Source organism: Kitasatospora sp. NPDC001683 (genome assembly GCF_053596495.1).
Window position 1 is genome coordinate 1 of sequence record NZ_JBSFGK010000085.1, and the last position, 16376, is coordinate 16376.

A 16376-nucleotide genomic window follows, 5' to 3' on the forward strand; every position below is an offset into this window, starting at 1 on the left:
TCGGACCGCCTTCCAGCGGGCCCTCCGGGCGCTTCGTTCTTTCGTGTTTCCAGCTTATCAGATGTTTTCCGCTCCGTTTTCCGGAGTTTCATTCACCCGATTCCCGCTGGCGGGATTTCCTTCGGACTTCGCTCCGAAGCTTATCAAAGCTTTCAGTGTGCTCAGTCCGGGGTATTTGCTTCGTCGGAGGGCGCGCATTTCGTGAAACGCGCTCGCCTCGATGTCGGCGGTGTCGTAGACACTAACGCCTGGGCCCGACCGTTGTCCAGTCAGTCCCAACCGTTCAAACCTACTAGCCCACCCTCACCACGTCAATGGTTTGGCCGGGATGCGAGAAGACTAGCAGGTCAGCGGCCTGTTGATCACATCGGCTCAGGCCGCGACGGGCTGCAGGTCCGCCCGGTCGGCCGCGTCCACATCGCCCAACTCACCGCTCGCCGCGGCCTTCCGGCCCAACACCAGGGCGTACAGGAGGAAGGCGGCCTCTGCCAGCACACCGATCGAAATGCGGGCCCAGGTCGGCAGGCCGGACGGGGTCACGAAGGCCTCGAGCACGCCGGAGACCGCCAGCACCGTCGCCAGGCCGATCGACATCCCGATGATCGAGCGGCCCTGTTCCGCCAGGGCCGCGGCGCGGGTGCGCGGGCCGGGGTCGATGATGGTCCAGCCGAGCCGCAGGCCGAGGCCGCCGGACACGAAGACCGCGGTCAGCTCCAGCAGGCCGTGCGGGATGAGCAGACCGAGGAGGACGTCGAGCCGGCCGACCGAGCCCATCAGGCCGAGGCCGACCGCGAGATTGACCACGTTGGTCCACATCACCATGAGCACCGGGATGCCCAGCGCGATCCCGTAGATCAGGCACTGCACGGCGACCCAGGCGTTGTTCGTCCAGACCTGCGCCGCGAAGGAGCTGGCCGGCCGGTCCGAGTAGTACGACTCGTACTCTCCACCGGGGCGGGTCGCCTCCCGCAGCTGATCGGAGGTGATCATGCTGTTGCGGACCTCGGGGTGGGTCGCCATCCACCAGGCGAGCAGCGCGGTGACGACCAGCGAGACCACCGCGACCGGTATCCACCAGCGGCGGGCCCGGTACAGCGCGGCCGGGAAGCTCACCGTGTAGTAGCGGGCGACGTCCTGCCAGCCGTTGGTCCGGGCGCCGGTCACCGCGCTGCGGGCCCGTGAGACCAGGCCGGTCAGCCGGCCGACCAGTGCCGGGTCGGGCGCGGCGGCCTGGACCTTGGCGAGGTGGCCGGTGACGCGCTGATAGAGCCCCACCAGCTCGTCGGCTTCCTCGCCGCTGAGCCGGCGCCTGCGGGCGAGGGCGTCCAGCCGGGCCCACTCCCCCTGGTGGGTGGCGACGAAGACGTCCAGGTCCATTCGGCGGCTCCATGGTCGGCGCTGGCGCGCGGCGCGCGTGCGTGATCGGGCAGGTACGTACGGACACGTGCGGGCTCAGCATGCCAGGAGCCGCCGCCGGTTCGACCGCCGGGATCTCACTTCCCGTGCGCCCACCGGGCGCCGTATGTTTGCGGCTGCGGATCAGACTGCGGAGAGCGGGCAGTGGGGGCCGGTCCAACCGCACTCCCACCGTCCCGCGTGAGCGTGAACGGACAGGTGTCTTGAGCGACCTGGTGACGGGTGAGGCGGTCGTCCTCGACCTGCAGACGGCGAAGCTTCCGAGCAGGGCGCTGGCGATCGTGCTCGACCTGCTCGTCGAGTTCGCCGCCCTGTTCGTCTTCTCGCTGATGATGAGCGTCGCCCTGGCCGACATCGACACCGCGGCGCTGGCGGCCACGATGCTCGGCATGACGGTGTTCTTCCTGGTCGCCCTGCCGGTGATGATCGAGACCCTCACCCACGGACGCTCGCTCGGCAAGGCTGCGCTCGGCCTGCGGGTGGTGCGCACCGACGGCGGACCGGTGCGGTTCCGGCACTCGCTGGTGCGCGGACTGGTGGGCTTCTTCGAGGTGATCGCGATAACCGGCGCCCCCGCCGTGATCACCTCGGCGCTGAACTCGGACGGCAAGCGGCTCGGCGACATCTTCGCCGGGACGGTGGTGATCCGCGAACGCACCCCGGGCGTGGGTGGGCCGGCCAGCCCGCTGCCGCCGGTGCACCCGCAGTTGCTGCACGACATGGGCCGCGAACTGGTCGCGATGGACCTGTCCGCGGTGCCCGAGCCACTCTGGCTCGCGATCCGCCAACTGCTGGGCCGGATCGGCCAGTTGGAACCGAGCGTGACCTTCCGGATGTCCACCGGGCTCGCCGATGACCTGGCCACCCGGATCGGGAACCCGGTGCCGCAGGGGCTGCACCCGGCCGCCTATCTGGGGGTGGTGCTCACCGAACGCCAGCGCCGGGAGTGGCTGCGCGTCCAGCAGCAGTTCGCCCGGCAGCAGTTCGCGGCACCCGTCCCCGTCCAGGCGCCCGCCCCGCACCCGGTGGCCACGCCCGGCGGCGTGCCCCACCGCGTCCTCGGCCTGCCCGCAGCGCCCGCGCCCACCGACCCCGGAGCCGCCGCCCCCGCCGCCCCGTCCTTCACCAAGCCCCCGCAGCCCGCCGCGCCCACGCCGCCCACCCCCGAAACCGGCTTCGCCCCGCCCGCCTGAGCCACGCTCGCCGGCCGCGCTCGTACTCCCTACTCCCCCACCCGCCAGGCGTTCGGCGGCGAGGCCAACTCCTCCAGCTCGATCCCCTCCGCCGCCAGCACCACGTCCCCCGCCAGGTGCACGACCTGCTGCTCTCCCGTCTCCAGGTCCGCCACCTGGTACCGCTCGACCACCAGCGGCCCCGAGTCCGTCTCGTGGGTGTCCACGCCCTCGAGCAGCCACCCCTGGTCGAGGGTGCGCGGCGCCAGCACCGGCTCGGTGAACGCCACCAGCCGCACCCGCGCGCTCGCCCCCTCCCGCAACCGCAGCATCCGGGCGGTGGCGACCAGGAAGGCCGGCGAGCGCCCGGTGAAGCCGTGCGCCCGGTCGTGCCCCTCCGTCGCGTGCTCGCCGCCAGGGTCCGCCGCGTCGGTCCGGACCCAGGCCACCCCGTCCACCGCGCCGCCGCGCACCTGCCAGCCGCCGGCCCGCAGCTCCATCCGCAGCGGCCGGGCGCGCGAGTCCAGCGTCAGGTCCACGCTGCCGATCACCCGGCCGTCCGGGCCGTAGGTCTTGGAGACGTACCGCCACCCGGCCGCGCCGGGCGCACAGCTGAAGCGCTCCTCACCGAGCAGCACGTGGTCATGAGCGTCGTGGAGCGAGTACCGACCGTTGGGCATGCCCGAAAGCCTACGTGCGCGCCCTCGTGCGACACCCGGACGACCGGCGACCTGCGCCGAGCCCGGACGCGCCGGTGGCCGGCACCCCCGTCCAGGGGTACCGGCCACCGGCGTACGGGCGTCAACGCACGTACGGGCGTCACCGCATCAGTAGCGGTACTGCTCCGACTTGTACGGGCCCTCGACCGGAACGCCGATGTAGTCGGCCTGCTCCTGGGTCAGGGTGGTCAGCTTCACGCCCAGCGCGTCCAGGTGCAGGCGGGCGACCTTCTCGTCCAGGTGCTTCGGCAGCACGTAGACGCCGATCGGGTACTGCTCGGTCTTCGTGAACAGCTCGATCTGCGCGATCGTCTGGTTCGCGAAGGAGTTGGACATCACGAAGGACGGGTGGCCGGTCGCGTTGCCCAGGTTCAGCAGGCGGCCCTCGGAGAGGACGATGATGGTGCGGCCGTCGGCCTTGCGCCACTCGTGGACCTGCGGCTTGATCTCGGTCTTCACGACGCCCTCGAGCTTGGCCAGGCCGGCCATGTCGATCTCGTTGTCGAAGTGGCCGATGTTGCCCACGATGGCCTGGTGCTTCATCCGGGCCATGTGCGAGGCCATGATGATGTCCTTGTTGCCCGTGGTCGTGATGAAGATGTCGGCGATCTCGACCACGTCGTCCAGGGTGGTGACCTGGTAGCCGTCCATCGCCGCCTGGAGCGCGCAGATCGGGTCGATCTCGGTGACGATGACGCGGGCGCCCTGGCCGCGCAGCGACTCGGCGCAGCCCTTGCCGACGTCGCCGTAGCCGCAGACGACCGCGACCTTGCCGCCGATCAGGACGTCGGTGGCGCGGTTGATGCCGTCGATGAGCGAGTGGCGGCAACCGTACTTGTTGTCGAACTTCGACTTGGTGACCGAGTCGTTGACGTTGATCGCCGGGAACAGCAGCTGGCCGTCACGGTGCATCTCGTACAGGCGGTGGACACCGGTGGTGGTCTCCTCGGTCACGCCCTTGATGGTGGCGGCGACCTCGGTCCACTTGTTCGGGGTCTCCTCGAGGGTGCGGTTGAGCAGCTCCAGGATGATCCGGAACTCGTCGTTGTCCGCGGTGGACGGGTCCGGAGCGGCACCGGCCTTCTCGAACTCGACGCCCTTGTGGATCAGCAGGGTGGCGTCGCCGCCGTCGTCCAGGATCATGTTCGGGGTCTTGCCGTCAGGCCAGGTCAGCGCCTGCTCGGTGCACCACCAGTACTCCTCCAGGGTCTCGCCCTTCCAGGCGAAGACCGGCACGCCCTGCGGGTTCTCCGGGGTGCCCTCCGGGCCGACGGCGATGGCGGCGGCCGCGTGGTCCTGGGTGGAGAAGATGTTGCAGGAGCACCAGCGGACCTCGGCACCGAGCGCCGTCAGGGTCTCGATCAGCACGGCGGTCTGCACGGTCATGTGCAGCGAGCCGGTGATCCGGGCGCCGGCCAGCGGCTGCGACTCGGCGTACTCTGCGCGGATGGACATCAGGCCGGGCATCTCGTGCTCGGCCAGCTGGATCTCCTTGCGGCCGAACGCCGCCAGGGAAAGGTCGGCGACCTTGAAGTCACCGGTGATGTCGGTCGACATGCGTCTGCTCCTCGCTGATGGGGTGGGGCGGGCCAAGGTCCGGATGTGCGTTGCGCATGGCGGTGCCGTCCGGGTGCACGGCTACGCCGGGGCGACCTGGTCCCTGGGTGCGGACCGGTTCCCCGCTGCGCAGCACAAACCGTCGGAGGACCTCTCTCCCTCGACCGGCACACACCCTGGGGGCACGGACCGCCGATCGACCGCCATCAGCAGCGACGTTCTGGCTCTGGTGACGAATCTACACCGGGAGGCCCATCGGCCGTCCGCGGATGACCGATTTCGGTCGCCGGTCCGGCCTCCGCCCGGGCCGGCCCGGGAGCACCGGGCGGACGGTGCGTCAGTGCGCGGCGGCCGGGCCGGGCCCGCCCGGGGTGGCCGCCGGATCCTCGCCCGCGGCGGCCTTCTCCGCGCTGTAGACGTCCGGTTCGAGGTAGATCGCCCGGGCGATCGGGACGGCGGCGCGGACCCGCTCCTCGGCGGCGTCGATGGCCAGCGCCACCCGGGCGGCACTGTCCTCCGCGTTGACGGCGATCTTGGCGGCGACCAGCAGCTCCTCCGGCCCGAGGTGCAGGGTGCGCATGTGGATCACCCCGGTGACCGCCTCGCCGTCCACCAGCGCGGCTCGGATCCGGCGCACCGACTCCCGGTCGGCGGACTCGCCGAGCAGCAGCGACTTGGTCTCCAGGGCGAGCACCACGGCGATCAGCACCAGCAGCACGCCGATGCACAGGGTGCCGACGCCGTCCCAGACGCCGTTGCCGGTGGCCACGGTGAGCGAGACGCCGAGCAGCGCGAGCACCAGGCCGATCAGCGCGCCGGTGTCCTCCAGCAGCACCACCGGCAGCTCGGGCGCCTTGGCGGTGCGGATGTACTGCACCCAGCCCTGGCCGCCCTTGGCCTCGGCGGACTCGCGCACCGCGGTCAGGAAGGACCAGCCCTCCATCGCGATGGCGAAGAGCAGCACGCCCACCGCCCAGCCCCAGGACTCCAGCGCCTGGGGGTGGTTGACCTTGTGCCAGCCCTCGTAGACCGCGAACAGGCCGCCGACGCTGAACAGCACGATCGCCACCAGGAAGCCGTAGACGTAGCGTTCGCGCCCGTACCCGAACGGGTGCTCCTCGTCCGCCGCCCGGCGCGCCCGCCTGCCGCCGATCAGCAGCAGCACCTGGTTGCCGGAGTCGGCCACCGAGTGCACGCCCTCGGCCAGCATCGAGGAGGAGCCGGTGAAGCCGAAGGCGGTGAACTTGGCCGCCGCGATCGCCAGGTTCGCGGACAGCGCCGCCACCAGTGCCTTCGTCCCGCCCTCAGTACTCATGCGCCCGCCTCGCTCCGCTCGACAGGGGCATTCGCCCATACGCACCCGTCGATGGTTCGCTCGCTTCGCTCACTCACGCGCCCGCCTCACTTCGCTCGACAGGGGCATTCGCCCACACGCACCCGTCGATGGTTCGCTCGCTGCGCTCACTCACGCGCCCGCCTCGCTCCGCTCGACAGGGGCATTCGCCCACACGCACCCGTCGATGGTTCGCTCGCTCACGCGGACAACTTAGCGGCAGCGCGCTCAGGACTGCGCGGCGGCGAGCCCCAGGTAGACGGCGGCGAAGTCGGTCAGCGCGATCAGGTCGGCCAGCGCGTGCAGCGGGTCGGGGAGGGTGCTCGCGTACTCGGTCAGCCGCACCTCGTGGGCGGCGGCCAGCCGGTGCGCGCGGCTGACGCCGAAGCTGCGCGGTCGCTGGTCGTCCTCGGTCACCTCGGCGGGCCCGTCCGGCTCCTCCGGCCCGCCGGTGCCGGGGACGTGCCGCAGCAGCAGGACCTGCAGGTGCAGCGGGTCGGGCTCCTCCACCCGGTCGCGGAAGAAGTCGTCCGGGTCCGCGCCCGCCCCCAACTGGCCGGTGAACATGCCCCGGTGGGCGGTGAGCACCTGCGGCAGCGAGCCGGCCAGCGCCGGGCGGCCGGCCCGGTCGGCCAGCTGGGCGGCGAACCGGGCCGCGGCGGCTCCGGCGATCGGGCCCTCGGCCCACAGCAGCGGGACCGTTCCGGCCAGCCGCGCGGCCAGCCCCTTCGCCGGGTTGGTGTACGCGGCGGCGTCCGGGCGGCAGCGCACCGCGGTGGCGTCCAGCAGGTCGGCGACGGCCGGCAGCGCGTCGTACGGAAGCTGGGTGAGGCCCAGCTTCTGGGCGAGCGCCAGCAGCGGGGTCAGGTGGGACCACAGCGCGGCCGGGTCCTCGGCCGGCAGGTCCGGCTCGGTGGCCGGCGCGGCGGACGGTGCCTCGTCGGGCAGCACCGCGGCGACGTACGGCAGCGGCAGCGCGCGCACCTGCAGCGCGGCCTCGGCCAGCGGGCTGCCGGCCGGGGCGGTGACGACGATGGAGCAGCCGCGCGCGTACGCCTGCTCGGCGAGGCTGATCAGGCCCCGCTCACCGCCGTCGGTGGAGCTGACCACGAGCAGGTCGAGCGGGCCGGCCCAGCCGGGCAGCTGCCAGCCGAGCCCGGCGGTGAAGGCGGGCGGGACGCCGGCCCGGTCGGCGCGCGGGGCGGCGGCCTCGGTCGGCGGCAGCGGGGCGACCAGGGTGGCGGACCCGGCGAGCGCGGCGAGGATCTCGGCCGCCGTCAGGGCGCTGCCGTGCCCGGCGACCAGGACGGCGCGCGGGCGGCCGTCCGGGCGCAGCCGGTCGAGGCCGGCCGCGTCGGCCTGCCGCAGCGCGGTGCGGACCCGGGCTCCGGCGCCGGCCAGGGCCAGCAGGGCGCGGTCGTGGTCGGCGCGCTGGAGGGCGGCCGGGTCGTCGAGCAGGGTGTCGTCGAGCATGCGGCGGGCCTCCGGCTGTCCTGTGGTCGGCGGGCGCGGGTGGGGCTTGCGCCCCGGGACGTGTCCGACACGCCCCAACAGGATCAGGCCGGGCGGCGGGCCTCGTCCACCAGGAGGACCGGAATGCCCTCGCGGATCGGGTACGCGAGGCCGCAGTCCGCGCCGGTGCAGACCAGCTCGGGCTGCTCCTCGGTGCCGCCCTCGGTGAGCGCGGCCCGGCACTGCGGGCAGACCAGGATCTCCAGCAGGAAGGATTCGAGCTTCATGGGGCTCTCCAAAGTTCGGTGGTGGCACGGAGGTGCCCCGGCCGATAGGCAACCCTACCGGCCGGGGCAGCGGGGCCCGTTGTCAGGCGCGGACGTCGCCGGGGCTCAGCCGCGGACGATGGCGAGCACGCCGTCGCGCAGCTCGGCCATCCGCGCCGGGTCCTTGGCCTCGACGTTGAGGCGCAGCAGCGGCTCGGTGTTGGAGGCGCGCAGGTTGAACCACCAGTCCGGGCCGGCCACGGTGAGCCCGTCCAGCTCGTCCACGGTGGTGCCCTCCAGGCCGGCGTAGGCGGCGCGGACGGCGGCGGTGCTGGCGGCCTGGTCGGCGACGGTGCTGTTGATCTCGCCGGAGGCGGCGTAGCGGTCGTACTCGGCGGTCAGCTCGGACAGGGTGCCCTGCTGCCCGCCGAGCGCGGCCAGCACGTGCAGCGCGGCCAGCATGCCGGTGTCGGCGCGCCAGAAGTCGCGGAAGTAGTAGTGCGCGGAGTGCTCGCCGCCGAAGACGGCGTCGGTGACGGCCATCTCCTGCTTGATGAAGGAGTGGCCGACCCGGGTGCGCACCGGGGTGGCGCCGAGCTCGCGGACCACCTCGGGGACGGTCCAGGAGGTGATCAGGTTGTGGATGATCGTCGGCTCGGTCTCGCCGGCGGCCTTGGCGCGGGCGATCTCGCGGGCGGCGACCAGGGCGGTGATCGCGGACGGGGAGACCGGCTCACCGCGCTCGTCGACGACGAAGCAGCGGTCGGCGTCGCCGTCGAAGGCCAGGCCGACGTCGGCGCCGACCTCGCGGACCTTGGCCTGCAGGTCGACCAGGTTCTTCGGGTCGAGCGGGTTGGCCTCGTGGTTGGGGAAGGTGCCGTCCAGCTCGAAGTACATCGGGACGAGCTCGATCGGCAGGCCGTCGAAGACGGTCGGCACGGTGTGGCCGCCCATGCCGTTGCCGGCGTCCACGGCGACCTTGAGCGGGCGGATCGCGGTGAGGTCGACCAGGCCGAGCAGGTGGTCGGCGTAGCCGCGCAGGGTCTCCTGCGCGGAGAGCGCGCCGGGCTCCACGTCCCGGGCCGGGACGGTGACGGTGTCGTCCTCGGCGGTCCAGGACTCGACCAGCTCGCGGATCTCGGACAGGCCGGTGTCCTGGCCGACCGGGGCGGCGCCGGCCCGGCAGAGCTTGATGCCGTTGTACTGGGCCGGGTTGTGGCTGGCGGTGAACATCGCGCCGGGCAGATCGAGCTTGCCGCTGGCGTAGTAGAGCTGGTCGGTGGAGCAGAGGCCGATCTGCACCACGTCGGCGCCGTAGGCCGCCGCGCCCTCGGCGAAGGCCCGGCTGAGCGACGGGGAGGAGGGCCGCATGTCGTGCCCGACCACGATCGCGGACGCGCCGGTGACCTGCACGAACGCGGCGCCGAAGGCCCGGGACAGGCTCTCGTCCCACTGGTCCGGGACGACGCCTCGGACGTCGTACGCCTTCACGAGCTGCTTGAGGTCGCGCACTGCGGCTCCACCCTGGTTCTGTCTGATCGATGCGTCGGGCCACCCGCCCGTTCGATCGACGGGTCGCGGTGACGTTCAGACGGGCAGCGTACCCGGGCCGGGCGAACGCCCTGTCCCGGGTGAGGGCCTCGGGGGCCGCAGGGGCAGGCCCTAGTTGTCGGGCGAGCGCAGCACCCGAAGGTGCCCGCGGCGGCCGCCCTCGGTGGACTCGCCCTCGGGGACGCGGCCCTGACGGGGGGTCTGCGGGCGGGCGGCCTCGCGGACGGCGTTGGCGAGGGCTTCCAGGTCGTCGCTGCTGCGGCGGAGCGGGCCGGCCTCGGCGGCGAGCCGGACCACCTCCCAGCCGCGCGGGGCGGTGAGCCGCTCGGCGTGCTCGGCGCACAGGTCGTAGCAGTGCGGCTCGGCGTAGGTGGCGAGCGGGCCCAGCACGGCGGTGGAGTCCGCGTAGACGTACGTCAGAGTCGCGACGGCCGGTCGGCCGCACGCGGTCCGCGAACAACGACGTACAGAGCTCACGAGGGTGGACGGTACCGCACTCCCCGCCGGGGAGCGAAGACCGCCTGCCCGGCGGGGGTGCCGTGTCGCGGTCCGCGCACCCGCGGGGGCGCCCTCGGCGCGCGGTGCGGCTCCTGCGGCCCCGCTCGCTCCGGCCGCCCGGGCACGCGCCGTCGTACCGGCGATTCCCCCGTCGGAGTGGTCCACTTCCGACCCGCCAAGGACTACTCTCGGCAGTGATATGGACAGCTCCGCACCGCAGTCATCGACAGGCCCCTCGCGTCGCCCCCGGCACCGCGACCGGCACGGCAGAGGGCTGCGCGGCCCGCTGGCGCCGCCCCAGGTGCCGATCTCGCTCACCCGTTCCGAACTGTTCGACGACTACGTGCGCGAGTCGGTGGAGCGGTTGGAGCGGCGGTGGCCGCAGCTGATCGAGGTGGAGTTCGCCGTGCAGGAGGTGCCGCTGCACGAGGCGGACGGCGCCGACGGCGGGGACGGCGTGCCGCTGGGCCGGGTGTCGCCGGGCGAGAAGGGCCGCAAGAGCCAGATCGTGGTGTACCGGCGGCCGGTGGAGATCCGGGCGAAGACCCGGGAGGACCGGGCGGCGCTGGTGCACGAGATCCTGATCGAGCAGGTGGCCGAGCTGCTGGGGCTGTCACCGGACGCGATCGACCCGCGCTACGACGAGGACTGACCTCCCGGGGGCCCGGGCCTGTCGGCGGGCCCCCGGGAGGGGCGGTCAGCGCAGCACGACCCCCGGGTCCTGGGCGGTCTGCGGCACCTGGACGGTGCTGTGGTCGTCGCGCAGCGCCTGGACGGTGAACATCGGCACGTCCTTGGTGGGCAGGGCGAGCATCCGGGCGGCGACCACCGGACCGCCGGACTCGGTCTCCACGGTGAGCGCGAAGACGCCGTTCAGCCCGGCGGGCTCGGGCGCCGGGATGGCGACCGTGCCGCCGGCCGGGAGCTGGACCTCCTTGGTCGCCGGGGTGCCGCCGCTGCTGCCGGCCGAGCCGGTGACCTTGACGGTGGCGGCGTCGCCGGTGGAGGTCAGGAACAGCGTGGCGGCACCGGCCCGGTTGTCGGCGACGGTGGCGCGGGCACCGACCGGGCTGCTGCCGGTGAGCCAGGCCGCGTCGCTCTTGCCGTTGCCGCCGGTGCGGTCGACCCGCAGGCCGGCCACGACCGGGACGGCGTGCTTGTCGTCGCTGGGCGACAGCCGCAGTCCGGCGACCTCGTCCCGGGTGACCTTGCCGAGGTCGACGGCTGCCACCATGCCCGCCTTGACGTGGATGGACTCGTTGCCGGCCGGGGTGAACCAGCCGTTCTTGCCGGAGAGCTGGATCTTCAGGTCGGCGTCGTCCTCCGGCGGCGCCCAGACCACCAGGTGGGCGGCGGCGGTGTCGGCGGGCAGGCCGGGCAGCACCTGGGTGGGGGCCGGGTCGGCCGAGGCGGGGATCCAGTCGGCGCCCTTGGAGCCGTCGGCGGCGTGCAGCGCGGCGCCGATCCGCCCGGAGCGCACCACCACGTGCACGGCGAGGTCGGTGACGGCGCCCTTGCTGATGGTCGACAGCAGGACGGACTGCGAGCTGCCGGGGGCGACGGTGATGCCGTTGGCGGCGTCGTTGTCGATCAGGCCCTTGTCGCCGTACAGCTGGATGTCGACCACGGCGGCGGAGGACTCGGGGTTGACCAGGCTGAGGTAGTCGACCCGGTCGCCGGCGGTGCTGGCCCCGGCGAACCAGAAGCTGGTGTTCTCCGGGGTGCAGGTGAGGCCGGACAGGCCCAGGCCGCGCTGCTCGGTGACCACGGTGGTCTGGGTGACGGTGAAGCCGGGAGCGAGCGCACCGGTGGCGACGGCCCCGGTGCCGGGCGCGGCGTCGCCGTTGGTGGCCGGGCCGGTCGCCGGGGTGCCGGGCTTGGTGAGGGTCAGTTTGGCGTCGGCGGGGGCGGCGTTCTTGTCCGGGGCCGGGGTGGCCGGGGCGCCGGAGCCGCTCGGGGCCGCGGTCGGCGATCCGGTCGGCGCCGCCGTGGGCGATCCGGTCTGCGCCGGGGCCGAGGGGGAGGTGGTCGGCGGGGTGGCGGGGGCGGCCTGGTCGGAGAGCCAGCCGGCGCCGCCGGTGGCGGAGCCGGTGCCGGGCGGGGTGTAGGCGGTGAGCGTGGTCGAGCCGGTCAGGCCCTGGAACGGCTGCGGGCAGACCGCCGCGGTCCGCTCGACCTGGGCGGTGCTGGGGGCGACCCCGTCGTCCGCCGCGGCCGGGCTCGCCGGCCGGCGCACCTCGGCGATCCCGAACACCGCCGCCAGCACCACGGCCGCGGCCAGCAGGGACTGGGTGGTCTTCCCCGTGGGCCGGCCGGGGACCGGCGCCGCCGCGCGGGCGGGCTCGGCGGCCCCGGCCGGCTCGACGGCGGCGGGCTCGAAGGCCTGCTCGGGCCCGGTGCCGGACTTCTTCCTGAAAGCGGGCTTCTTCATCGCGGGTCAGTTCCCCGATCCGTGCTGGTGCGGACGGTAGTTCGCCGAGGAGTGGCCGGTGCCGCCCGGTTCGTTGGGGTCGTAGTACGGCTCGCCCTGCTGCTGGTCCGGCAGCCAGGCCTGCTGGGGCTGCTGCTGGTAGGGGTCGTAGCCGTACTGCTCCTGCGGGTACTGCTCGTAGCCCTGCTGCTCGTAACCGTGCTGGGGGAAGTTCTGCTGGGGGTGGGCCTGATGCGGGTACGCCTGCGGCCGGCCGTCGTAGCCCTGGCCGTCGTACTCCTGGTGGCCGTACCCCTGGGTGCCGTACGGCGCGGCCGCCGGCTGCTGGGCCGCGTACTGGTCGTAGCTGTACGGGTCGGCCTGCTGGTAGGTCTGGTACGGGTCGGTGTACGGCTCTGTCTCCTGGGCGGCGGCGGCCGCCTGGACCGCGCCGGCCGTCGGCTCGCCGGTCGGCTGGGGCGGGACCGCTCCCGGCCGGCCCTCGTACACCCCGGGCTCCTCGGCGCCGGGCTCCTCGCCCTCGCCGCGCTCGGCCATCCGGCGGGCCCGGCGGCTGCCGGGGGCCGGGGCCTGCGCCTGGGCGGCGGCGGCCAGCGCGGCGGCGGCCACCACCTCCTCGGGCAGGTCGTCGTCCTTGTGGCTGCGCCGGCCGGGCAGGGCCAGCACCAGGATGGTGAGGCCGAGCAGCACCTGGGCCCAGATCCAGCCGGTGTGGACGAGGCTGCCCTCGCGGGTGACGCTCAGCTTGCCGCCGGCGGCCGGGAGCTTGAAGCCCTGCGCCCAGCCGTCGACGGTGGTGGGCTCCAGGGCGGTGCCGTCCACGGTGGCCTTCCACGCGGGGGCGGCGGACTCGGCGAGCCGCAGCACCCGGCCGTCCGGGCCGTCCGGGACGGTGGTGGCGATGTCGCGGGGCCCGGCCGGGACGACCACCGGGCCGGCGCCCGGCGAGCTGATCACCGCGCGCACCGCGGGGGCACCGTTGACCTGCCAGAGCGCGGTGTCGCCCCCCTGGTTGGCCTTGACCAGGCCGGGGGTGGTGTCCAGGACGTCCTTGAAGGCGCCGACGGCCTGCTTCTCGACCAGCACGTAGGCGATGCCGTAGCCGGCCAGGGCGTTCGCCTGGTCGGCGCCGGAGCCGGCCAGCAGGCTGCCGACCATCTTGTTCAGGCCGTCCTGGGTGCCGGTGGCCGGGTCGACGGTGGACTCCGCCTGGCCGAGGGTCAGGCCGGAGCCGCGCAGCACGGTGTAGCGGACGGCGCCCTTCTGTCCAGTGACCACCAGGGTGCGGGCCCGGTCGGTGGTGCCGGCCTCCTCGGCGATGAAGGCGGGCACCTGGCCGGCGTCGGCGCGGTGCAGCGGGCCGCCGGCGCCGGTCAGCGCCCACCACAGCCCGGTGCCCAGCGGGGCCAGCACGGCTGCGGCCACCATCAGGGCGGCGACCGGCTGGCGCCAGCCGAAGGCGATCCCGGCGACGCGGGCGTTGGCGCCGTCGGCGCCGATCGCGGCGGCGGCGAGCAGGGCGATCCCGGCGATCAGGGTGGCCGGTCCGGCCCAGGCGGGGACCGCCTGGCCGCCGGAGGCCGGGGTGACGGAGGTGCCCGCCACCGCGACCGCGAACAGCAGGCCGGCCCCGGCCGCGCCCCAGGCGGCGAGCACCGCGCGGCGCCGGTCGGCGCGCAGCAGCGCCGCCAGCGCGGCCAGCACGACACCGGCGGAGAGCCAGACCGGCGGCACCCCGGCGCCGCCGGGGTTGACCAGCAGCAGGCCGGCCGCGCTCGCCCCGCCGCCGTGCAGACCGGGCAGCCCGGCCTCCAGCAGCAGCCACTGCGGGTGCGACAGCACCTTCAGCGACCAGGGGGCCAGCACCGCGACCGGCACCGCGAGGATCACCAGGACGCGCAGGCCGAGCAGCCGCAGCGCCGTACCGGCGGAGCCGAAGGCGCCGCCGCGCAGCACCGCGAGGACCAGCGTCGCCAGGCACAGCGGCACGGCGAGCGCCCAGGTCAGCGGGACGAAGGCGGTGGCCAGGGTGAGCAGCAGGACGGTCATCCAGACCGGCCGCCAGCCGGGGCGGGCGCCCTTGGCGGCGCTCTCCTGGCGGATGCCGAGGCCGGCCGCGATCGCGGCGGCGCGGGCCAGCGGCGGCAGCAGCACGGCGAGGACGGCGGTGCCGATCCGGCCCTGGGCGAGCGCCCCGGTCGCGGCGGGCAGCAGCGCGTAGGTGGCGCTGGCCCAGGCGCGGACCAGCTTGGAGTCCAGCAGCGGCCGGGACACCAGGTAGGCGCTGACCGCGGCCAGCGGGACGGTGAGCACGACCAGCAGGGTGAGCGCGAGGTCGGCGTGGTCGAACAGCAGCCAGGAGAGCACCGCGAGCACGCCGAGGTACGGCGGCGCGGCGGCGGTGGAGCCGGTGCCGATCGGGTGCCAGGCGTCCGCGTACATCGACCACAGGCCGCCCGCGCCGTCGGAGGCGGGCAGCAGGGCGCCGCCGAACAGCTCGCCGCCGCCGAGCAGGCTGCGGCAGGCGATCAGGGCGAACACCAGCAGGGCGGCGAAGAGCACCGGCGCGGGGCGCCGGGCCAGCTTCTTGAGCAGCGCGAACTGCTCGACGACCAGGTCCTCGCCGTCGTCGTCGCCGCCCGCCTCGACCGAGCCGTGCCGGCTGCCGGTGTCGTCGCCGCCCCCTATCCCGAGCGAGGCGATCACGCCCTCGACGGCGAGCCGGGTGGTCGCGCCGGGGGCCGGGAACAGCGTGCGGTCGTCCAGGGCGTCCGCCGCCCTGGTCCGGGCGCGGCGCTTGCGGGCGACCAACAGCCTTGGGAAACGGACGAGTTCGTGACCGAGCCCGGCCAGTTCGTCGACCGCCTGGCGCGGGTCCTTGCCGAGCAGGTTGGTGACGGCGCGCACCAGGGTGCCGAGCACCAGGCGCAGCAGCACGTACGGGAACAACGCGCCCTTGCAGTTGGCGAGCAGGGCGTAGACGGCGCCGGCCTTGTCCACCCGGTGCGGGTGGGAGGGGGCGCAGTCGATCGCCCGGCGCTCGCGGCTGGCCGCCTCGGCGTGCCGCAGCACGGCGTCGGGGGCGATCACCACGCGGTGGCCGGCGGCGTTGACCCGCCAGCAGAAGTCGGTGTCGTCCCGCATCAGCGGGAGGGCCTTGTCGAAGCCGCCGAGCTCCTCGAAGACGTCCCGGCGCACCAGCATGCCGGCGCTGGAGACGGCGAGCACCGGGCGGACCTGGTCGTGCTGGCCCTGGTCCTGCTCGCGACGGTCGAGGCCGGTCCAGCGCCGCCCGGAGCGGGCGATGGTCACGCCGACCTCCAGGAGCTGGCGGCGGTCGTACCAGCTGCGCAGCTTGGGGCCGATCACGCCGGCGCTCGGGGTGGAATCGGCGACCTGGAGCAGGCGGCGCAGCGCGTCGGTCTGCGGCTCGCAGTCGTCGTGCAGCAGCCAGAGCCATTCGATCGGCTGGGTCTCGCGCGGGCCGCCGCGGCCGAGGTCGTCCTCCTGGGCGAGCGGGTCGCCGAAGTCGTCCCAGCCGCCGGTGACCGGGTCGTAGCCGGAGGGGTCGAGCCGGTACGGGAGGTCTTCCGGACGCAGCGGCGGGCTGTTGAAGACCGCCTCGGCGACGGCGGTGCCGAAGCCGGCCCGGCGGCCGAGCACCACCGGGCCGCTCTCGGGCAGCCAGTCGGAGAGGGTGTCGGCGAGCAGCTGCGGGGAGTCGTCGGTGGATCCGGTGTCGACCGCGAGGATCCGCTGGACTTGGCGGTCCTGGCCGAGCAGGCCGGCCAGGGCCTGCGGCAGCCAGCGGGCGCCGTCGTGCGAGACGATCACCGCGGTGACCAGGTGACGCGGGTAGGCGGGCGGCCTGGAAGCGGTGAAGCCGCTCTGGTGGCTGTAGACGGTCATCGAGTGCGCGGGCCCCAGTTCTCGGTGGACACAGCCGGTGAACGGCAACCGGATGGCGCACCACACTAACGG

General features: G+C 74.1%; 12 protein-coding genes. 2 read left to right on the forward strand and 10 right to left on the reverse strand.

The features are described from left to right. Positions 1–372: 372 nt before the first annotated feature. Positions 373–1377, reverse strand: a complete 1005-nt coding sequence (locus ACWCYO_RS32240) for a stage II sporulation protein M (RefSeq protein WP_270146646.1) — start codon at positions 1375–1377, stop codon at positions 373–375. Positions 1378–1619: 242 nt separating this feature from the next. On the opposite strand from ACWCYO_RS32240, the gene ACWCYO_RS32245 reads away from it, so the two are divergent. After that, complete coding sequence (locus ACWCYO_RS32245) at positions 1620–2609, forward strand: RDD family protein (RefSeq protein WP_270146645.1); 990 nt, start codon at positions 1620–1622, stop codon at positions 2607–2609. 29 nt (positions 2610–2638) lie between these two features. On the opposite strand, the gene ACWCYO_RS32250 is transcribed toward ACWCYO_RS32245, so the two are convergent. The 7 genes from ACWCYO_RS32250 to ACWCYO_RS32280 all read right to left on the reverse strand — a co-directional run bounded on the left by ACWCYO_RS32250 (position 2639) and on the right by ACWCYO_RS32280 (position 9943). Next, on the reverse strand, positions 2639–3268 hold the full coding sequence (locus ACWCYO_RS32250; protein WP_270146644.1) for a hypothetical protein: 630 nt from the start codon (positions 3266–3268) through the stop codon (positions 2639–2641). Positions 3269–3415: 147 nt separating this feature from the next. After that, complete coding sequence (ahcY, locus tag ACWCYO_RS32255) at positions 3416–4864, reverse strand: adenosylhomocysteinase (protein WP_270146643.1); 1449 nt, start codon at positions 4862–4864, stop codon at positions 3416–3418. 337 nt (positions 4865–5201) lie between these two features. Further along, positions 5202–6179: a cation diffusion facilitator family transporter gene (locus tag ACWCYO_RS32260; protein WP_449786195.1), complete on the reverse strand. Its 978-nt coding sequence runs from the start codon at positions 6177–6179 to the stop codon at positions 5202–5204. Positions 6180–6425: 246 nt separating this feature from the next. Then, on the reverse strand, positions 6426–7670 hold the full coding sequence (locus ACWCYO_RS32265) for an SIS domain-containing protein (protein WP_449786196.1): 1245 nt from the start codon (positions 7668–7670) through the stop codon (positions 6426–6428). Between the two features lie 83 nt (positions 7671–7753). Further along, positions 7754–7936 (reverse strand): Trm112 family protein, encoded by a 183-nt coding sequence (locus ACWCYO_RS32270; RefSeq protein WP_270146639.1) that lies wholly within the window; start codon positions 7934–7936, stop codon positions 7754–7756. Positions 7937–8041: 105 nt separating this feature from the next. Continuing rightward, positions 8042–9427, reverse strand: coding sequence for a phosphomannomutase/phosphoglucomutase (locus ACWCYO_RS32275; protein WP_270146638.1), 1386 nt, complete (start codon positions 9425–9427; stop codon positions 8042–8044). A gap of 150 nt (positions 9428–9577) precedes the next feature. Continuing rightward, a complete protein-coding gene (locus tag ACWCYO_RS32280) occupies positions 9578–9943 on the reverse strand; it encodes a DUF3499 domain-containing protein (protein WP_270146637.1) in 366 nt (121 codons plus the stop codon). A 220-nt stretch (positions 9944–10163) separates the two neighbouring features. Between ACWCYO_RS32280 and ACWCYO_RS32285 the strand changes: the two genes are divergently transcribed. After that, complete coding sequence (locus tag ACWCYO_RS32285; protein ID WP_270146635.1) at positions 10164–10616, forward strand: metallopeptidase family protein; 453 nt, start codon at positions 10164–10166, stop codon at positions 10614–10616. A 45-nt stretch (positions 10617–10661) separates the two neighbouring features. Here the strand turns inward: ACWCYO_RS32285 and ACWCYO_RS32290 are convergent, their stop codons facing one another. Together ACWCYO_RS32290 and ACWCYO_RS32295 are read right to left on the reverse strand one after the other, a co-directional pair. Next, positions 10662–12395, reverse strand: a complete 1734-nt coding sequence (locus ACWCYO_RS32290; protein WP_449786197.1) for a DUF5719 family protein — start codon at positions 12393–12395, stop codon at positions 10662–10664. Positions 12396–12401: 6 nt separating this feature from the next. Then, positions 12402–16304, reverse strand: coding sequence for a glycosyltransferase (locus tag ACWCYO_RS32295; protein WP_449786198.1), 3903 nt, complete (start codon positions 16302–16304; stop codon positions 12402–12404). Positions 16305–16376 lie beyond the last annotated feature (72 nt).

Bases quoted from the DNA above. Each gene is read 5' to 3' on its own strand.
- ACWCYO_RS32240 (WP_270146646.1), bottom strand. From the start codon at position 1,377: ATGGACCTGGACGTCTTCGTCGCCACCCACCAGGGGGAGTGGGCCCGG.
- ACWCYO_RS32250 (WP_270146644.1), bottom strand. From the start codon at position 3,268: ATGCCCAACGGTCGGTACTCGCTCCACGACGCTCATGACCACGTGCTG.
- ahcY (WP_270146643.1), bottom strand. From the start codon at position 4,864: ATGTCGACCGACATCACCGGTGACTTCAAGGTCGCCGACCTTTCCCTG.
- ACWCYO_RS32260 (WP_449786195.1), bottom strand. From the start codon at position 6,179: ATGAGTACTGAGGGCGGGACGAAGGCACTGGTGGCGGCGCTGTCCGCG.
- ACWCYO_RS32265 (WP_449786196.1), bottom strand. From the start codon at position 7,670: ATGCTCGACGACACCCTGCTCGACGACCCGGCCGCCCTCCAGCGCGCC.
- ACWCYO_RS32270 (WP_270146639.1), bottom strand. From the start codon at position 7,936: ATGAAGCTCGAATCCTTCCTGCTGGAGATCCTGGTCTGCCCGCAGTGC.
- ACWCYO_RS32285 (WP_270146635.1), top strand. From the start codon at position 10,164: ATGGACAGCTCCGCACCGCAGTCATCGACAGGCCCCTCGCGTCGCCCC.
- ACWCYO_RS32290 (WP_449786197.1), bottom strand. From the start codon at position 12,395: ATGAAGAAGCCCGCTTTCAGGAAGAAGTCCGGCACCGGGCCCGAGCAG.
- ACWCYO_RS32295 (WP_449786198.1), bottom strand. From the start codon at position 16,304: ATGACCGTCTACAGCCACCAGAGCGGCTTCACCGCTTCCAGGCCGCCC.